Source organism: Streptomyces sp. NPDC002773 (assembly GCF_040295605.1).
GTDB lineage: Bacteria > Actinomycetota > Actinomycetes > Streptomycetales > Streptomycetaceae > Streptomyces.
In genome coordinates this window covers 1-14237 of the sequence record NZ_JBEOVO010000046.1, presented here as the reverse complement: position 1 = coordinate 14237, position 14237 = coordinate 1, and the positions used below count along the sequence as shown (strand labels likewise).

The 14237-nt window shown below is 71.3% G+C and carries 11 protein-coding genes; 6 read left to right on the top strand and 5 right to left on the bottom strand.

Annotated elements, in window-relative coordinates; translation table 11 throughout:
* Positions 1 to 318 precede the first annotated feature (318 nt).
* Both manB and ABT034_RS32460 read right to left on the bottom strand, forming a co-directional pair.
* The gene (manB, locus tag ABT034_RS32465) at positions 319 to 1401 is read right to left on the bottom strand and encodes a mannose-1-phosphate guanylyltransferase (protein ID WP_351220671.1); all 1083 of its coding nucleotides are present in this window, start codon (positions 1399 to 1401) and stop codon (positions 319 to 321) included.
* A gap of 104 nt (positions 1402 to 1505) precedes the next feature.
* Positions 1506 to 3158: a peptidoglycan recognition protein family protein gene (locus ABT034_RS32460; RefSeq protein WP_351220670.1), complete on the bottom strand. Its 1653-nt coding sequence runs from the start codon at positions 3156 to 3158 to the stop codon at positions 1506 to 1508.
* A 137-nt stretch (positions 3159 to 3295) separates the two neighbouring features.
* Between ABT034_RS32460 and ABT034_RS32455 the strand changes: the two genes are divergently transcribed.
* The 4 genes from ABT034_RS32455 (at position 3296) to ABT034_RS32440 (ending at position 9401) form a co-directional block, all read left to right on the top strand.
* Entirely contained in the window at positions 3296 to 4048 is a 753-nt protein-coding gene (locus tag ABT034_RS32455) for a TIGR03089 family protein (protein WP_351220669.1), read from the top strand.
* A 178-nt stretch (positions 4049 to 4226) separates the two neighbouring features.
* Complete coding sequence (locus ABT034_RS32450) at positions 4227 to 5474, top strand: LCP family protein (protein ID WP_351220668.1); 1248 nt, start codon at positions 4227 to 4229, stop codon at positions 5472 to 5474.
* A gap of 343 nt (positions 5475 to 5817) precedes the next feature.
* On the top strand, positions 5818 to 7572 hold the full coding sequence (locus tag ABT034_RS32445) for an LCP family protein (protein WP_351220667.1): 1755 nt from the start codon (positions 5818 to 5820) through the stop codon (positions 7570 to 7572).
* Between the two features lie 365 nt (positions 7573 to 7937).
* Positions 7938 to 9401 carry an LCP family protein gene (locus ABT034_RS32440; RefSeq protein ID WP_351220687.1) on the top strand — a complete coding sequence of 488 codons (1464 nt, stop codon included), beginning with the start codon at positions 7938 to 7940 and terminating at the stop codon, positions 9399 to 9401.
* 73 nt (positions 9402 to 9474) lie between these two features.
* Here the strand turns inward: ABT034_RS32440 and ABT034_RS32435 are convergent, their stop codons facing one another.
* Positions 9475 to 10521 carry a glycosyltransferase family 2 protein gene (locus tag ABT034_RS32435; protein WP_351220666.1) on the bottom strand — a complete coding sequence of 349 codons (1047 nt, stop codon included), beginning with the start codon at positions 10519 to 10521 and terminating at the stop codon, positions 9475 to 9477.
* 126 nt (positions 10522 to 10647) lie between these two features.
* Here ABT034_RS32435 and ABT034_RS32430 point away from each other — a divergent pair, with 126 nt between their 5' ends.
* Positions 10648 to 12114, top strand: a complete 1467-nt coding sequence (locus ABT034_RS32430) for an LCP family protein (protein ID WP_502973103.1) — start codon at positions 10648 to 10650, stop codon at positions 12112 to 12114.
* A gap of 25 nt (positions 12115 to 12139) precedes the next feature.
* Here the strand turns inward: ABT034_RS32430 and ABT034_RS32425 are convergent, their stop codons facing one another.
* Positions 12140 to 12673, bottom strand: a complete 534-nt coding sequence (locus tag ABT034_RS32425; RefSeq protein ID WP_351220665.1) for an acyl-CoA thioesterase — start codon at positions 12671 to 12673, stop codon at positions 12140 to 12142.
* Between the two features lie 130 nt (positions 12674 to 12803).
* Between ABT034_RS32425 and ABT034_RS32420 the strand changes: the two genes are divergently transcribed.
* Positions 12804 to 14063, top strand: a complete 1260-nt coding sequence (locus tag ABT034_RS32420) for an LCP family protein (RefSeq protein WP_351220664.1) — start codon at positions 12804 to 12806, stop codon at positions 14061 to 14063.
* Between the two features lie 78 nt (positions 14064 to 14141).
* Here the strand turns inward: ABT034_RS32420 and ABT034_RS32415 are convergent.
* Positions 14142 to 14237 (bottom strand): acyl-CoA dehydrogenase family protein (locus ABT034_RS32415; RefSeq protein ID WP_157849844.1); only part of this gene is annotated, 96 nt, incomplete at its 5' end.

Sequence of the window (14237 nt, the reverse complement as noted above, 5' to 3'; positions counted from 1 at the left end):
TACGGCTCCCCCCGCCGTGTGGGCAATCGTCCCGCTGGGGCGGGGGGGTCCCCCCGGACGGAGTCTGGGGGAGGGTGGGCACACGGGACGGCGGCCTCTGGCGGCGCCTCCGCCCCTTGTGCCTGGACCCGCACCGAGCAGTGCGGCGTGCACGGGGTGCGGGTCAGGGCGCGGTGAGCCTAGGCCCGGCAAGGGGCGCCGTTCCGTTGTGCCCACCCGTTCCGCCCCAGCGGAACGAATGCCCACAACGGGGTGGGCAGGGTGCGGGCGGGTGGGCGTCGGGCCAGCGGGGCGGGTGCCCGCAGCGCGGGGTGGGGGTTACTGGTCTGAGGAGAAGCGGATTGTGGCTGGGGGGAGGGTGGCGTTGCACCAGATTCTGATGCCGTCGCGGAGTTCGTTGTCGGGGCCCACGTGCGCGCCGTCGCCGATGACCGCGCCCGTGAGGACCGTGCGCGCGCCGATGCGCGCGCCCGCGCCTATGAGGGAGTCGGTGATCACCGCGCCCGGTTCGACGACCGCGCCCGCCAGGATCGTGGAGCCCGTCACCCGCGCGCCCTCGCCGACCACAGCGTCCGCGCCGACGACCGTGCCGCCGGTCAGCTTGGCGTCCGGGGCGACGCGGGCCGTCGGCAGCACCAGGCGGTCGCCGCAGCGGCCCGGGACGGCCGGGGACGGGGCGCGGCCGAGGACCAGGTCGGCGGAGCCGCGTACGAAGGCCTGCGGGGTACCGAGGTCCAGCCAGTACGTGGAGTCGACCATGCCCTGGAGGTGCGCGCCAGACGACAGCAGCTCCGGAAAGGTCTCCCGCTCGACCGAGACCGGGCGCCCCGCGGGGATCGCGTCGATGACCGAGCGCCGGAACACGTACGCGCCCGCGTTGATCTGGTCGGTGACGATCTCCTCGGGCGTCTGCGGCTTCTCCAGGAACGCCGTGACGCGGCCCGTGGCGTCCGTGGGGACCAGACCGAAGGCGCGCGGGTCCTCCACCCGGGTCAGGTGGAGCGAGACGTCCGCACCGGAGGACGAGTGGGTGGCGACGAGCGCCTCGATGTCGAGGCCCGTCAGGATGTCCCCGTTGAAGATCAGGACCGGCTCGTCAGGCCCGGAGTGGAGCCGCGATGCCACGTTGCGTATCGCGCCGCCGGTTCCGAGGGGCTCGTCCTCGGTGACGTACTCGATGCTCAGGCCCAGCGCCGAGCCGTCGCCGAAGTGCGGCTCGAAGACCTCCGCCAGGTAGGAGGTGGCGAGCACGATGTGCTCGACGCCGGCGGCGCGGGCGCGGGCCAGCTGATGCGTCAGGAAGGGGACGCCCGCTGCCGGGACCATGGGCTTGGGCGTGTTGACCGTGAGGGGTCGCAGCCGTGTTCCCTTGCCACCGACCAGGAGGATCGCTTCTGTCACCTTGTCGTCTCTGCTTCCTGTTCGGGGTCCGTCAGCACGCCCGTCTCGGTCGTCCGTGCGATATGACCGGTCAGTTTAGGCAGATGGTTGCCCCGATGACCCCATCAGCGCCTTCCCTGGTACTTCGCGGAGCTCACACGGGCCGTCCCGAGCTTGCCGTACAGCCGTACTCCCGGGCACTCGGTGGCGAATCCGTCACGGTGTCCCGCGATGGCGTTGAACCGGACCTTCTTGCCCTTCTTGTACAGGTTTCCACCTCCTGAGACGAGGTACGACGTTCCCTTCGGGTTCACCCCGTGCAGCCCGAGCTTCCAGGCCGTCAGGCGGGCGACGGCGGTCACCGCGGCGGTCGGCGGAGTGGTCTTGCTGAACGTGCCGAGGACGGCGATGCCCATGCTGTTGGTGTTGAAACCGAGGGTGTGGGCGCCGAGGACGGGCTTGGCCACGCCCCCCGCACGGCCTTCGTAGATGTTTCCGCACTTGTCGACGGCGAAGTTGTAGCCGAAGTCTCGCCATCCACTGCTCAGGACGTGGTAGCGGTAGATACCGCGCAGGACGGAGGGCGCCTGGCGGCAGGTGTAGTTGTTGCCGGTCGCGCTGTGGTGCACGAAGGCCGCCTTGATGCTCTTGGTGTAGACGAAGCCCTTCTCCCGGATCTTCTCGTCGGCGCCCCAGCCCTTGCGCGTGATGATCTTGGGGCGGGGGCCGATGTAGGGCTTCGCGGCGGCCGCCGGGGCCGCGGGTGCCGCGGCGGCGACCTCGCCGGCTTCGGCAGCTTCGGCGACGTCCCTGGCCGGTGCCTGGGCCGGCTGCGCGTAGGGCGTGTACGGGACCGTGAACTCGGTCGCCTCCTTCGACAGGGCCGGGATCCAGGCCGCGCCGTACGGGGCGAGCTGGGCGTTCACCGCGCTGACCGCCGCCTCCGCCGCGCCGAGGCTCGCCTGGACCAGGGCGGACACGGCGGTCCGCATTCCGGCGGCGGGGTCGAGGGCGGGGACAGCGGCGGGGGCGAAGGCAGGGACGGCGACAGGGGCGGGGGCAGGGGCGGGGGCAGCGGCCGGGACGGCCACCCCCGGCGCGGCCGGCTCCGGAGGGGCCTCCTCCTGAGCGGCCGGCTCCGGTGCGGGCTCCTCCTGAGCGGCCGGCTCCGGTGCGGCCTCCTCCTGAGCGGCCTCCGCCTGAGCTTCCGCCTCCGGGGCCTCCCCCGGCGCCACGAGTTCCAGCCGCAGGCCCGCCGGGAGCGGTTCCTCCCCCCGTACGCGGATCTCGACGCCGTCCGAGTCGCCCACCCACAGCGGGGCCGTGGAGCCCTTCAGCGCCCGGCCGGCGCCCTCCGCGGTGTCGGGGTCGGCGCCGTGTTCTTCGTTGTGGGTCTCCACGTCCTGCCACTCCGACCAGGTACCGCCGCCGGTGGCCCGGGTGCGGACCTGGACGGTGCCGTGCAGGGCGGCCTTCGGGTCGTCCCACACGACGCCGACGAGCGAGAAGGGCTCGACGTCGCGCCGGGTGAGTCCCTGCGCGTCCGTCCCCTCCTCCCCGCCGCCGCCCAGGGAGCGGTCGGCGTCACCGGTGAGCGGTTCCAGTGGGAGGGACTGGGTGGCGCCGGGGAGATCGGGCGCGGGTGGCAGTGCGGAGAGCGACGGTGGCAGCCCGAGCGCCTGGGGGACCTCGGCCGCCGCGGGCGCGGCGAGAGAGACCGGCAGGGCGAGGACCGCCGCGCAGCTGACGGCGATCGAGGAGGCGAGTGAGGCACGCATGGGCCGATCGTGCGTACCCGGGAGCCGTTCCGCGCGCCGGGAACGGGCCCGGAAACTGACGGCGTTTCGGGCCGACCGGTGGACGGCGTCACCGGTACGGCGGACCCCCGCACGGCCGCGCGCGTACGCTGTCCGGCGTGAACGCCAGCGACCGCACCCCCGCCGACCTGCTGCGATCCGCGCTCGCCGCGGACCCCGCCCGCCCCTTGGTCACCTTCTACGACGACGCCACCGGTGAGCGGGTGGAATTGTCCGTCGCCACCTTCGCCAATTGGGTGGCCAAGACGGCGAACCTGCTCCAGGGCGAGCTGTCCGCCGCTCCCGGTGACCGGCTCGCCCTGCTGCTGCCCGCGCACTGGCAGACCGCCGTCTGGCTGCTCGCCTGCTCCTCCGTCGGCGTGGTCGCGGAGGTCGGCGGCGACCCGGCGGACGCGGACCTCGTGGTCGCGGGCCCGGACGCGCTCGACGCGGGGCTCGCCTGCTCCGGGGAGCGGATCGCGCTCTCGCTCGCCCCGATGGGCCGCCGCTTCCCGGCCGCGCCCGCCGGATACGCGGACTACGCGGTCGAGGTGCCGAGCCAGGGTGACCGGTTCGCCCCGTTCGTACCGGTGGATCCGGATGCCGTCGCGCTCGTCGTGGACGGTACGGAGCGCAGTGGGGCGCAGCTCGTCGAGCAGGCCCGCGCGGACGCGGAGGCGCTCGGCCTCGCCTCCGGCACCCGGCTGCTCTCGGGCCTCGGGTACGGGGACTGGAAGGGGCTCTCGGCCGGTCTGTACGCGCCCCTCGCGGCCGGCGGCTCCGTGGTCCTCTGCCGGAACGCGGAGCTGCTCGCTCCCGAGTCCCTCGCGAAGCGGGTGGAGAGCGAGCGGGTGACGGTCACCGCCGTCTGACGCACCCGTTCGGCTCAAGGACGCGCCGGGTCCCCGGGCCCGGGCGGGCCGTCCGGTACATGATCGGCCCGGGGGGAGTCACCTCCTTCCGTACAACCATGTGTCGGGTTCGGCCGTCTCCTTCTGCGACCGGCGGCCGCCCGGCGTGCCGCCGACGCCATGAAGGACGGACTGAGACGTGACGGACCGCGCGGGCACGCCCGCCGCACCGGATCCCCCTCCGGCGGACGGGGATGCCGCCCCGGCGGAAGGCACGGCGACCGGCGCCCCCGAGGGGCCGCGCCGGCGCCACTGGCTGCGGTGGACGGCCCTGGGCGTCTCGGTCGTGGTGCTGGTCGCGGCCGGGGTCGGTTGGTGGTTCTACCGGAAGCTCGACGGCAACATCACCACGGACACCACGGCCGCCGCCGAGCTCCTGAAGTACGAGAAGGAGCGCCCTGCCGCGGTCGTGTCGGCCGCCCGGAACATCCTGCTCATCGGCTCGGACACCCGGGCCGGCGAGGGCAACCGCGAGTACGGCAGGGACAAGGGGACGCAGCACTCGGACACGACGATCCTGCTGCACCTGTCGGCGGGGAAGTCGAGCGCGACCGCCGTCTCGCTCCCCCGCGACCTGATGGTGACGGTCCCGAGCTGCCTCAAGGCCGACGGGAGCCGGACCTCCGAGCAGTCGGCGCAGTTCAACTGGGCCTTCGAGTTCGGCGGTACGGCATGCACGATCCGTACCGTCGAGAAGCTGACCGGGATCCGGGTGGACCACCACATGGTGATCGACTTCCGGGGCTTCAAGAAGATGGTGGACGCGGTCGACGGCGTCGAGGTCTGCCTGAAGGAGCCCGTGGACGACCACGACGCGAAACTGAAGCTGCCCGCCGGCCGGCAGACGCTCCGCGGGGAGCAGGCGCTCGGTTTTGTACGCGCCCGGAAGTCGATCGGCAACGGCAGCGACACGGAACGCATGGACCGCCAGCAGCAGTTCCTCGGCGCCCTGGTCAACAAGGTGCAGAGCGACGGGGTGCTGCTGAACCCGACGAGGCTCTACCCGGTCCTGGACGCGGCCACCAAGGCGATCACGACCGACGCGGGGCTCGACTCGCTGCGCGACCTCTACGACCTGGCCCGGTCGATGCGGGCGGTCCCGACCGAAAAGGTGCAGTTCCTCACGGTCCCCCGCCGCCCCTACACGTATGACGCGAATCGGGACGAACTGGTACAGCCGGCGGCGAGTCAACTCTTCAAGCAGCTACGGGAGGACCGGCCCGTCGCGGTCACGCCGGGCGAGAAGGACGACGGGCCGGACGGCGGTCGGGACGGCGGCTCGGACGGTGGCGCGGACGGGAAGCCCGACGACGCGGACGCCCCCCCGACACCCTCCGTGACCCCGACGTTCACCGGGCGGAACGCGGCGGAAGGGGTGTGCTCCTAGACCGTCCGACAGGCCGCCCGACAGACGGTTCGCGCCCCCCGACCGGAAGGAACGACCGGCGAGGCGGCCGGGACGTAGGCCGCTTCCAAGGGCCCGTGGGGGCGGTGGGTAAAGGCCACACCAAGGGGAGGGCGGGGACCGATGAGGTTTGAGCAAATTGCCCGGTTGTAAGGGGGGTGGAATTTGTCACGCGCGTCGCCCCACGCTGAACTGGGCGGATAGTGTGACGCGATCCGGTGCACCGCGACCGCGTGGTCGCACTCACCAAGGATCGAACGACCGAGAGAGCGGCGCCCTGTGGGGAAGGCGCCTCGCGTGGCACCGACGGAGGACTCGAGTAACCGTGGACGCGCACAGCCGTGGACGGGCGGACGAGATCGACCCCGCCGACCAGTGGGTGCTCAACCCGCAGACTGGCAACTACGAACTGCGACTGGACCACTCCGCAGGGCAGCCGCTCGCTTCCCAGCAGGCGCCGGCCAGACCCCGTAGAGCCACCGTTCCCTCGCCCACGCCGGCCGACACCCCCGTCGAGGCGCCCGTCCCCGGGCAGCGCCGCCGCCGGGTCACCGAGCCGGGCGGCGGGGCGCAGCAGCAGCCCGCGAGCCGCCGCAAGCGCAAGCAGGGCGCGTCCCGCAAGAAGAAGGTCCTGCTGTGGACCGGCGGGACGATGGCGTTGGTGCTCGTGGGGGGCGCGACCGGCGCGTATCTGCTCTACAACAAGCTCGACGGCAACATCGGCTCGGTCGACGTCGGCAACGCAGCGCTCAACGCGGAGACGATGGACGGGCCGCTCAACATCCTGATCATCGGCAACGACGTCCGTACCGGCGAGGGCAACGAGAGCTACGGGAACAAGTCGAACGTCACCGGCCACGCCGACACGACGTTCCTCATCCACATCTCCGAGGACCGGACCAACGCGACGGCCCTGAGCATCCCCCGTGACCTCAAGGTCGAGATCCCGGACTGCCCCACGAAGCAGCCCGACGGATCGACCAAGGTCATCCCCGGCTCGGTCGGCAAGACCAAGTTCAACGAGTCGTTCGGTGTGGACGGCCGCGACCCGGGGTGCACGATGCGCACCATCACGGAGATGTCCGGCCTGGGGATCAACCACTTCATGATGGTCGACTTCAACGCCGTCAAGACGCTGTCGACCGCGGTCGGCGGCGTGGAGGTCTGCCTGACCAAGCCCATCAAGGACACCGAGTCCAAGCTCGACCTCCCCGAAGGCGAGCACCGCGTCCAGGGCGAGGACGCGCTCGCGTTCCTCCGCAACCGCCACGGTCTCGGCAACGAGAGCGACCTCGACCGCATCAAGATGCAGCAGCAGTTCCTCGCCTCGATGATGCGGCAGCTCAAGGAAGACACCCTGGACAGCCCGTCGCAGCTGCTCGACGTCGCGAACGCGGCCACCGAGGCGCTCACGGTCGACAAGGGGATAGACAGCGTCATGAAGCTGACCACCCTGGCCAAGGAGATCGGAAAGGTCGACCTGAAGAACATCAGCTTCATGACCGTTCCGGTGCGCGACAACCCCGACGAGCCGCCCACCAAGAGGGCCACGGTCGTCCTGGACCCGGTCCTGGCGCCGCAGGTCTTCGGGATGATCCAGAACGACGTCTCCTTCACCGAGGTGAAGAAGAAGGAGAAGCAGGCCAAGGACGCCAAGGCGCAGGCCCAGGCGCAGGCCCTGGCGAAGCTCCTCCAGGGACCGCGCGCCCAGGCCGCCGACGTACGCGTCGACGTCTACAACGGCAGCGGCATCCAGGGCGCGGCCCAGTCGACCATCGTCTGGCTGCAGAACGAGCAGGGCGTGAACCGCTCCACCAACAAGAGCAACGCCCCCGAGAAGGCGGCGAAGACCACGCTCACCTACGCACCGAACCAGGCCGATCAGGCCCGCAAGCTCGCGGACATGATGGGTCTGGCCGCCACGGCGCTCAAGCCGGGCACACAGGCGGCCGGGGAACGCGAGCCCATGACGCTCGTCCTCGGCGCCGACTTCAAGGGCGCGGGGGTGCCCATCAACGGTCCGACGAAGGCGCCGGACGTCGAGAAGGTAGAAGCAGACAAGCAGGTGTGCGCCAAGTGACCCGGAAACACCGGGACTCGGCGCGCGCCTGACTGACGAGGGGACCTGGGGTGGGACAGAACAGCGTGCGTGGGGAGGGAACGCGGGGACGCGTTCCGCGCGCCCGTGAACTCGGCTGGGACGACGACCTGCACGGCGCCGGTGCGGCCACCGGCGCCGAGGGCGACGCTCCCGCGGAGCAGGCGGCGAAGGCCGACGCACCCGCGTCGACCCGCGCCGAGCGCCGACGGGGTGCGGCGAACGGCGGCGCGAGCGGCGGCGGTACGGGGGCGGCCGGCGGTACGGGTTCGGGCGGGCGGGCCGCAGCGCGCCGACGCGCCAAGAAGTCCAGCAAGCACAAGGTGCTGCGCTGGGTCGCCGTCACCATGGCGGTGCTGATACTCGGCACGGCAGGCGCCGGATACCTGTACTACGAGCACCTGAACGGCAACATCCGCGGCGGCTCGCGCGCGGGCGGCGACAGCGGCGTCAAGAAGGCCCCGCCGAACGCGCTCGGCGACACCCCGCTCAACATCCTCCTGATCGGCTCCGACAGCCGGGCCGACGCCAAGAACGTGGCGCTCGGCGGCGGCAAGAACCTCCGCGACGCGAAGCCGCTCGCGGACGTGCAGATGCTGCTGCACGTCTCGGCCGACCGGCAGAACGCCTCCATCGTCACCATCCCGCGCGACACCATCGTGCCCATCCCCGAGTGCAAGGGCGACGACGGCGTCACCTACCGGGCGACGACCACCTCCGCGATCAACGAGACGCTGGGGCGCGGTGGTCCCGGCTGCACCCTCACCACCTGGGAGAGCCTCACCGGGGTCTACATCGACCACTGGATGATGATCGACTTCGCGGGTGTGGTGGCGATGGCCGACGAGGTCGGCGGCGTCCCCGTCTGCGTGAAGACCGGTGTCTGGGACAGGTCGACCGCGCGGGTGAAGGGCGGCTCGGGTCTGAAGCTCGGCCCGGGCACCACGGAGATCCAGGGCAAGCAGGCCCTCCAGTGGCTCCGTACCCGGCACGCCTTCGGCAACGACCAGGGCCGGGCCAAGGCCCAGCACATGTACCTCAACGGCATGGTCGAGAAGCTCCAGAAGCAGAACGCCTGGAGCGACACCGGCCAGCTGACGGGGCTCGCCGAGACGGCCACCAAGGCGCTCCAGGTCTCCGACGAACTGAAGTCGGTGAAGAAGCTCTTCGACCTGTCGATGCAGCTCAAGAACGTGAAGATGAACCGGCTCACGACGGCGACGGTCCCCACGACCGAGTGGTCCCAGGACAAGAACAAGCTCGAGATGGTCAAGTCGTCCGCCGACAAGATGTGGGCGATGCTCCGCGACGACATCGCCTTCGACAAGAACGGCAAGCCGGCCGCGGCCAAGCCGAAGCCGAGCACGCCCGCGAAGCCGAAGGTCACCGCCGAGGCCCCCGGTTCCTTCGCGGTCACGGTCGCCAACGGCACCGCCGGTACGGACGAGGCGCCCGTCGAGGGTCGTGCCAAGGCCGTCACCGAGACCCTCACGGGCAAGGGGTTCACGCAGGCGGAGGCCGCCAAGGAGGCGCAGCCCCGCGAGGACTCGGTCGTCATGTACCCGAAGGCGGACGGCGACCAGGGCAGGGCGAACGCGGTGTCCGTGGCGAAGGCCCTCGGGCTGCCGGAGGCCAAGGTGCGGCCCGACGCCAACGTGGAGGGCATCACGCTCGTCGTCGGCGCGGACTGGCGCGAAGGCTCCGTCTACAAGGCCCCGACGCGGGAAGCGGGCGACCTGCCCGCGGGCGCCGACGACAAGACGACCTGCATGGACATTTACTCGGTCTACAAGTGGGACGGCAAGGACTGACTCCCGCACCCGCGTGAACGCCGACGGCCGGGCCCCGTGAGGGACCCGGCCGTCGGCATGTGCAGGGGGGCGGTCAGACCGTCTCCGGTTCCGTCTCGCCGGTCTTCACGGCCGGGCGGCGGCTCGCGATGACCTTCCGCGCGAGGGAGCGGGGGCTCGTCAGGAAGCCGTAGCCCCAGGACATGTGCATCGTCGCGAGGGCCACCGGGATCTGGAGGCGGGCCTTCAGCGGGAGGCCCTTGCCCGCAGGGACCGAGCCGGCGGTGATCGCGGCGAGGTAGCCGGCCGGGACCACGAAGCCGAGCGGGGTCAGGACGGCGCCCACGACCAGGCCGGCGGCGATGGCGCAGACGGCGGTCGGCGGGGCCAGGTAGCGGAGGTTGATGGAGCCCTGGTGGTAGCGGGCCACCACATGGCGCCAGCGGCCGTAGTCCTTGTACTGCTTGGCGAGGGCCTTCACGGAGGGCCGCGGGCGGTACTGGACGCGCAGCTCGGGCGAGAACCAGATCAGGCCGCCGGCCTCGCGGATGCGGAAGTTCAGCTCCCAGTCCTGGGCGCGGATGAACTCCACGTTGTAGCCGCCCTGCTGCTCCAGTGCCTCGCGCCGGAAGACGCCCAGGTAGACGGTCTCGGCGGGACCCGCCTCGCCGCCCGTGTGGAAGGCGGCGTTGCCGACGCCGATCTTCGAGGTCATCGCGGCGGCGACCGCGTCCTCCCAGGCGTTCTCACCCTCGGCGTGCATCACTCCGCCGACGTTCTGCGCGCCGGTCTCCTCCAGGAGCCGGACGGCGGTGGAGATGTAGTTCGGGGAGAGCATGCCGTGGCCGTCGACGCGCACCACGATCGGGTGACGCGAGGCCTTGATCGCCGCGTTGAGGGCGGCGGGCGTACGGCCCGTGGGGTTCGGCACGGTCGTGACGCGGGCACGGGGATCGGAGGCGGTCTCACGGACGAGCTCGGCGGCGATCTCGTCGGTACGGTCCGTGGACGGCCCGAGCGCGATCACCACCTCCATCTCGCCGTCGTACTCCTGCTCCAGGATGTGACGAACCGAGGTGCGCAGATACCGCTCCTCGTTGAGAACCGGCATGATCACGGAGACGGGGGGCGTGGCGTTCATTGGCCGCCACGTTACCGCGAACGGGGGACAGCGGTGCGCGCCGCACGGGTGGTGAGCCCTTGCGCTGATCGTATGGACCTACCGTTCTCCCGGTTCCCTTTGTCACACCCGCGGAGGTGTCCGTCCGTGCCCACACCGCCCCGCACGCCCCGTCCCCGGCCCGCCGCCCGCACCGCACCGGTCCGCCGGCGGCGCAGGCGCCCCCGGTGGGGGATGCGGATGGCGACGGCGCTCTCCGTGACGGTCCTCGCGGCCGGCGGGATCGGGCACGCGGTGGTGACCGGTCTGAACACCGGGATCACCCGGGTCGACCCCTTCAAGGACATGAAGAACCGGCCGCAGGCCGGGCACGGGATGAACGTCCTCGTCGTCGGCACCGACGGCCGGGACCGGATCACTCCGGAGGAGAGGGAGAAGTACCGGCTCGGCGGCGCGCCCTGCCACTGCACCGACACGGTGATGCTCGTGCACATCTCGGAGGACCGGGACCGGGCGAGCGTGGTGAGCCTGCCCCGTGACTCGTACGCCGAGATGCCCGAGCACACCGATCTCACCAGCGGCGAGAAGCACCAGGCGCATCCGGTGAAGCTGAACGCGGCGTACGCCGAGGGCGGGCCGGGGCTGACCGTGCGGACTGTCGAGTCGATGACCGGCGTCAAGATCGACCACTATCTGGAGGTCGACTTCACCAGCTTCATGCGGACCGTGGACGCGGTCGGCGGAGTGCAGATCTGTACGGCCCGGCCCGTGAAGGACCCCTACACCGGACTCGACCTGACGGCCGGCACCCACGATCTCGACGGCGGGGCCGCCCTCCAGTACGTGCGCTCCCGGCACATCGACGGAGCCGCCGACATCGGGCGGATGCAGCGGCAGCAGCGGTTCCTCGCGGCGCTCGTCGAGCGGATCAGCAGCGGCGGGGTGCTGTTCAACCCGGTGCGGTTCCGGGAGGTCGCCACGGCCATGCTGAGCTCGGTCCGGGCCGACGAGGACTTCGGTACGGATCAGCTGTTCGCCCTCGCCAAGGCGATGCGGGGCTTCACGCCGGCGTCGTCGGAGTTCGTGTCCGTGCCGATCGGGGACATGAGCTTCCCCGTGGAGGGGATCGGCTCGACGGTGAAGTGGGACGCGGCGAAGGCGCAGAAACTCTTCCAGGCGCTACGGGAGGACCGTCCGCTCACGCCCGCGAAGTCCGCCTCCTCGTCGAAGGCGCCGGAGGCCGTGACGGTGGATGTGGCACCGAACACGGTCCGGGTGCAGGTCTACAACGGGACCCAGACGGACGGGCTCGGCCGGAAGGTCGACGACGCGCTGCGCGGGACCGGCTTCGACACGACGCGGACGCCGATGACCGCGGCCGGGGAGGGGCGGGCGCGGACGGTCGTGGAGTACGACCCGCGCTGGGACCGCTCGGCGAAGACCCTCGCGGCGGCGCTGCCGGGGGCGGAGCTGAAGCCGGTTGCGGGGAGGGGCGGGACGCTGCGGGTGACGGTGGGGGCGGACTACAAGGGGGTACGGGCGGTCCGGGCGGAGGAGGCGGGGAGGGCGGGGCCGTTCGAGGCGGTGACCGGGGACCGGGTGGTGTGTCCATAGGGCCTCGGGCCGCCGGGCGGCGCCCTCAGTCCTCGTAGCCCTCGGCTGCTCGGCGGTCTCTCAGGTCCTTGATGGCGTCGCGGCGGGCCAGGCGGTGGGTTCGGCGGATCTGGGCTTCCTGGTGGCGGCGCTTGTCCTGTTCCGTCTCCGGGATGACCTGCGGGACCTCGCGCGGCTTGCCGTCCGCGTCGACGGCGGCGAAGACCAGATAGGCGGAGCCGACCTGGGTGGCGGGCGTGGACTCGTTCCAGCGCTCGGCCATGACCCGGACGCCGACCTCCATGGAGGACCGGCCGGTCCAGTTGACCTGGGCCTTCACATGGAGCAGGTCCCCGACCCGTACCGGCTCGAGGAAGGCCATCTCGTCCATCGAGGCGGTCACCGCGGGGCCGCCCGAATGCCTGCCCGCGACGGCGCCCGCCGCGTCGTCCACCAGCTTCATGATCACGCCGCCGTGCACCGTACCGAGGAGGTTGGTGTCGTGGCTGGTCATGATGTGGCTGAGCGTGGTGCGGGAGGCGGAGGTGGGCTTGCCCGGGATATCGCCCTGATCTGTCATGCCCTCCACCATATGCCGGGTCCTTCGGCCGTCGCCGTCCGGTCCGTTTTGCATCAGCTTGGCAACAGCCCGGGCCCGATGTCCCACCCGGCCTGTCGCCCGCGAAGCCCTGCCCGGCACACTGGTCCGCATGAATGACTGGCCCGAAGACGGTGGCTACGGCCGTGGCAACGCGAACTCCCAGCCCGAGGGTGCTCGCCGGATGAGCCACGTGCAGCGCCCGCAGGTTCCGCAGCAGCCGCCTCGTACCGACCAGGGCTACAACCCGAACTTCACACAGGCGCAGGGCACGGGTTACGACTCCGGTTACAGCTCGGGCCAGGTCTACGGCGGCGCGCAGGGCGGCGGCCGCGGCACCGTACCCCCGCAGTACGCCCCGGGCCCCGGCGCCGGCGGCCCCGGCCGTCCCGCGCCGGACTGGCGCAAGCGCATCAAGGTCGGCTCGATCGTGCTGGTCGTCGGCCTGCTCGTCTGGGGCATCGGCACCTACGCCTGGGCCAGCTCCCAGATGCGCAACGAGGTCGACCTCGCCAAGGTCATCGAGCGGCCGGCCGAGGGGGACTGCACGACGTATCTGATCGTCGGCTCCGACAGCCGTGAGGGCATGTCCGCCGAGGAGAAGAAGAAGCTGCACACCGGCTCCGCCGCGGGCAAGCGGACCGACTCGATGATGATCCTCGCGGCCTGCTCCAGCGGGAACACGATGGTCTCGCTCCCCCGTGACTCCTGGGTGACGATCCCGAGCTTCGTCGGCTCCGAGTCGGGCAAGTCCTTCCCGGCCCGCGGCGGCGCGAAGCTGAACGCGGCGTACGCCATGGACGGCCCCGAGCTGCTCGTGCGGACCGTCGAGTTCAACACCGGCCTCCGCATCGACCACTACGCGGAGATCGGCTTCGCCGGCTTCGCGAACATCGTGGACGCGCTCGGCGGGGTCGAGCTGAACATCGAGAAGGGCTTCAAGGACAAGAAGTCCGGCGCCGACTTCCAGGCGGGCACCCAGACCCTCAACGGCGAGCAGGCCCTGGCCTTCGTCCGCACCCGGTACGCCTTCGCCGATTCGGACCTCACCCGGACGAAGAACCAGCAGAAGTTCCTCTCCGCCCTGGCCAACGAGGCGGCGACGCCGGGCACGATCCTCAACCCGTTCGCCCTGTATCCGACGCTCGGCGCCGGTCTCGACACGCTGGTCGTGGACAAGGACATGTCGCTGTACGACCTCGGAAAGATGTTCTTCGCGATGAAGGGCATCAGCGGCGGCGACGGCAAGTCCATGAACATCCCGATCGCCGGCAAGGCGCCGCAGAACTCCCTCAAGTGGGACATGCCGAAGGTCAAGCAGCTGGTGCAGCAGATCCAGAACGACGAGAAGGTCACCGTCGAGTCGAAGTAGCGGTCTGCGGACGTACGGAAGAAGGGCGCCCTCCTTGGCCAGGAGGGCGCCCTTCCCCGTGCCTTCGGGAGGTCGTCCCTACGGGAGGTTGCGGGCCATGACGATGCGCTGGACCTGGTTGGTGCCTTCGTAGATCTGGGTGATCTTGGCGTCGCGCATCATGCGTTCGACGGG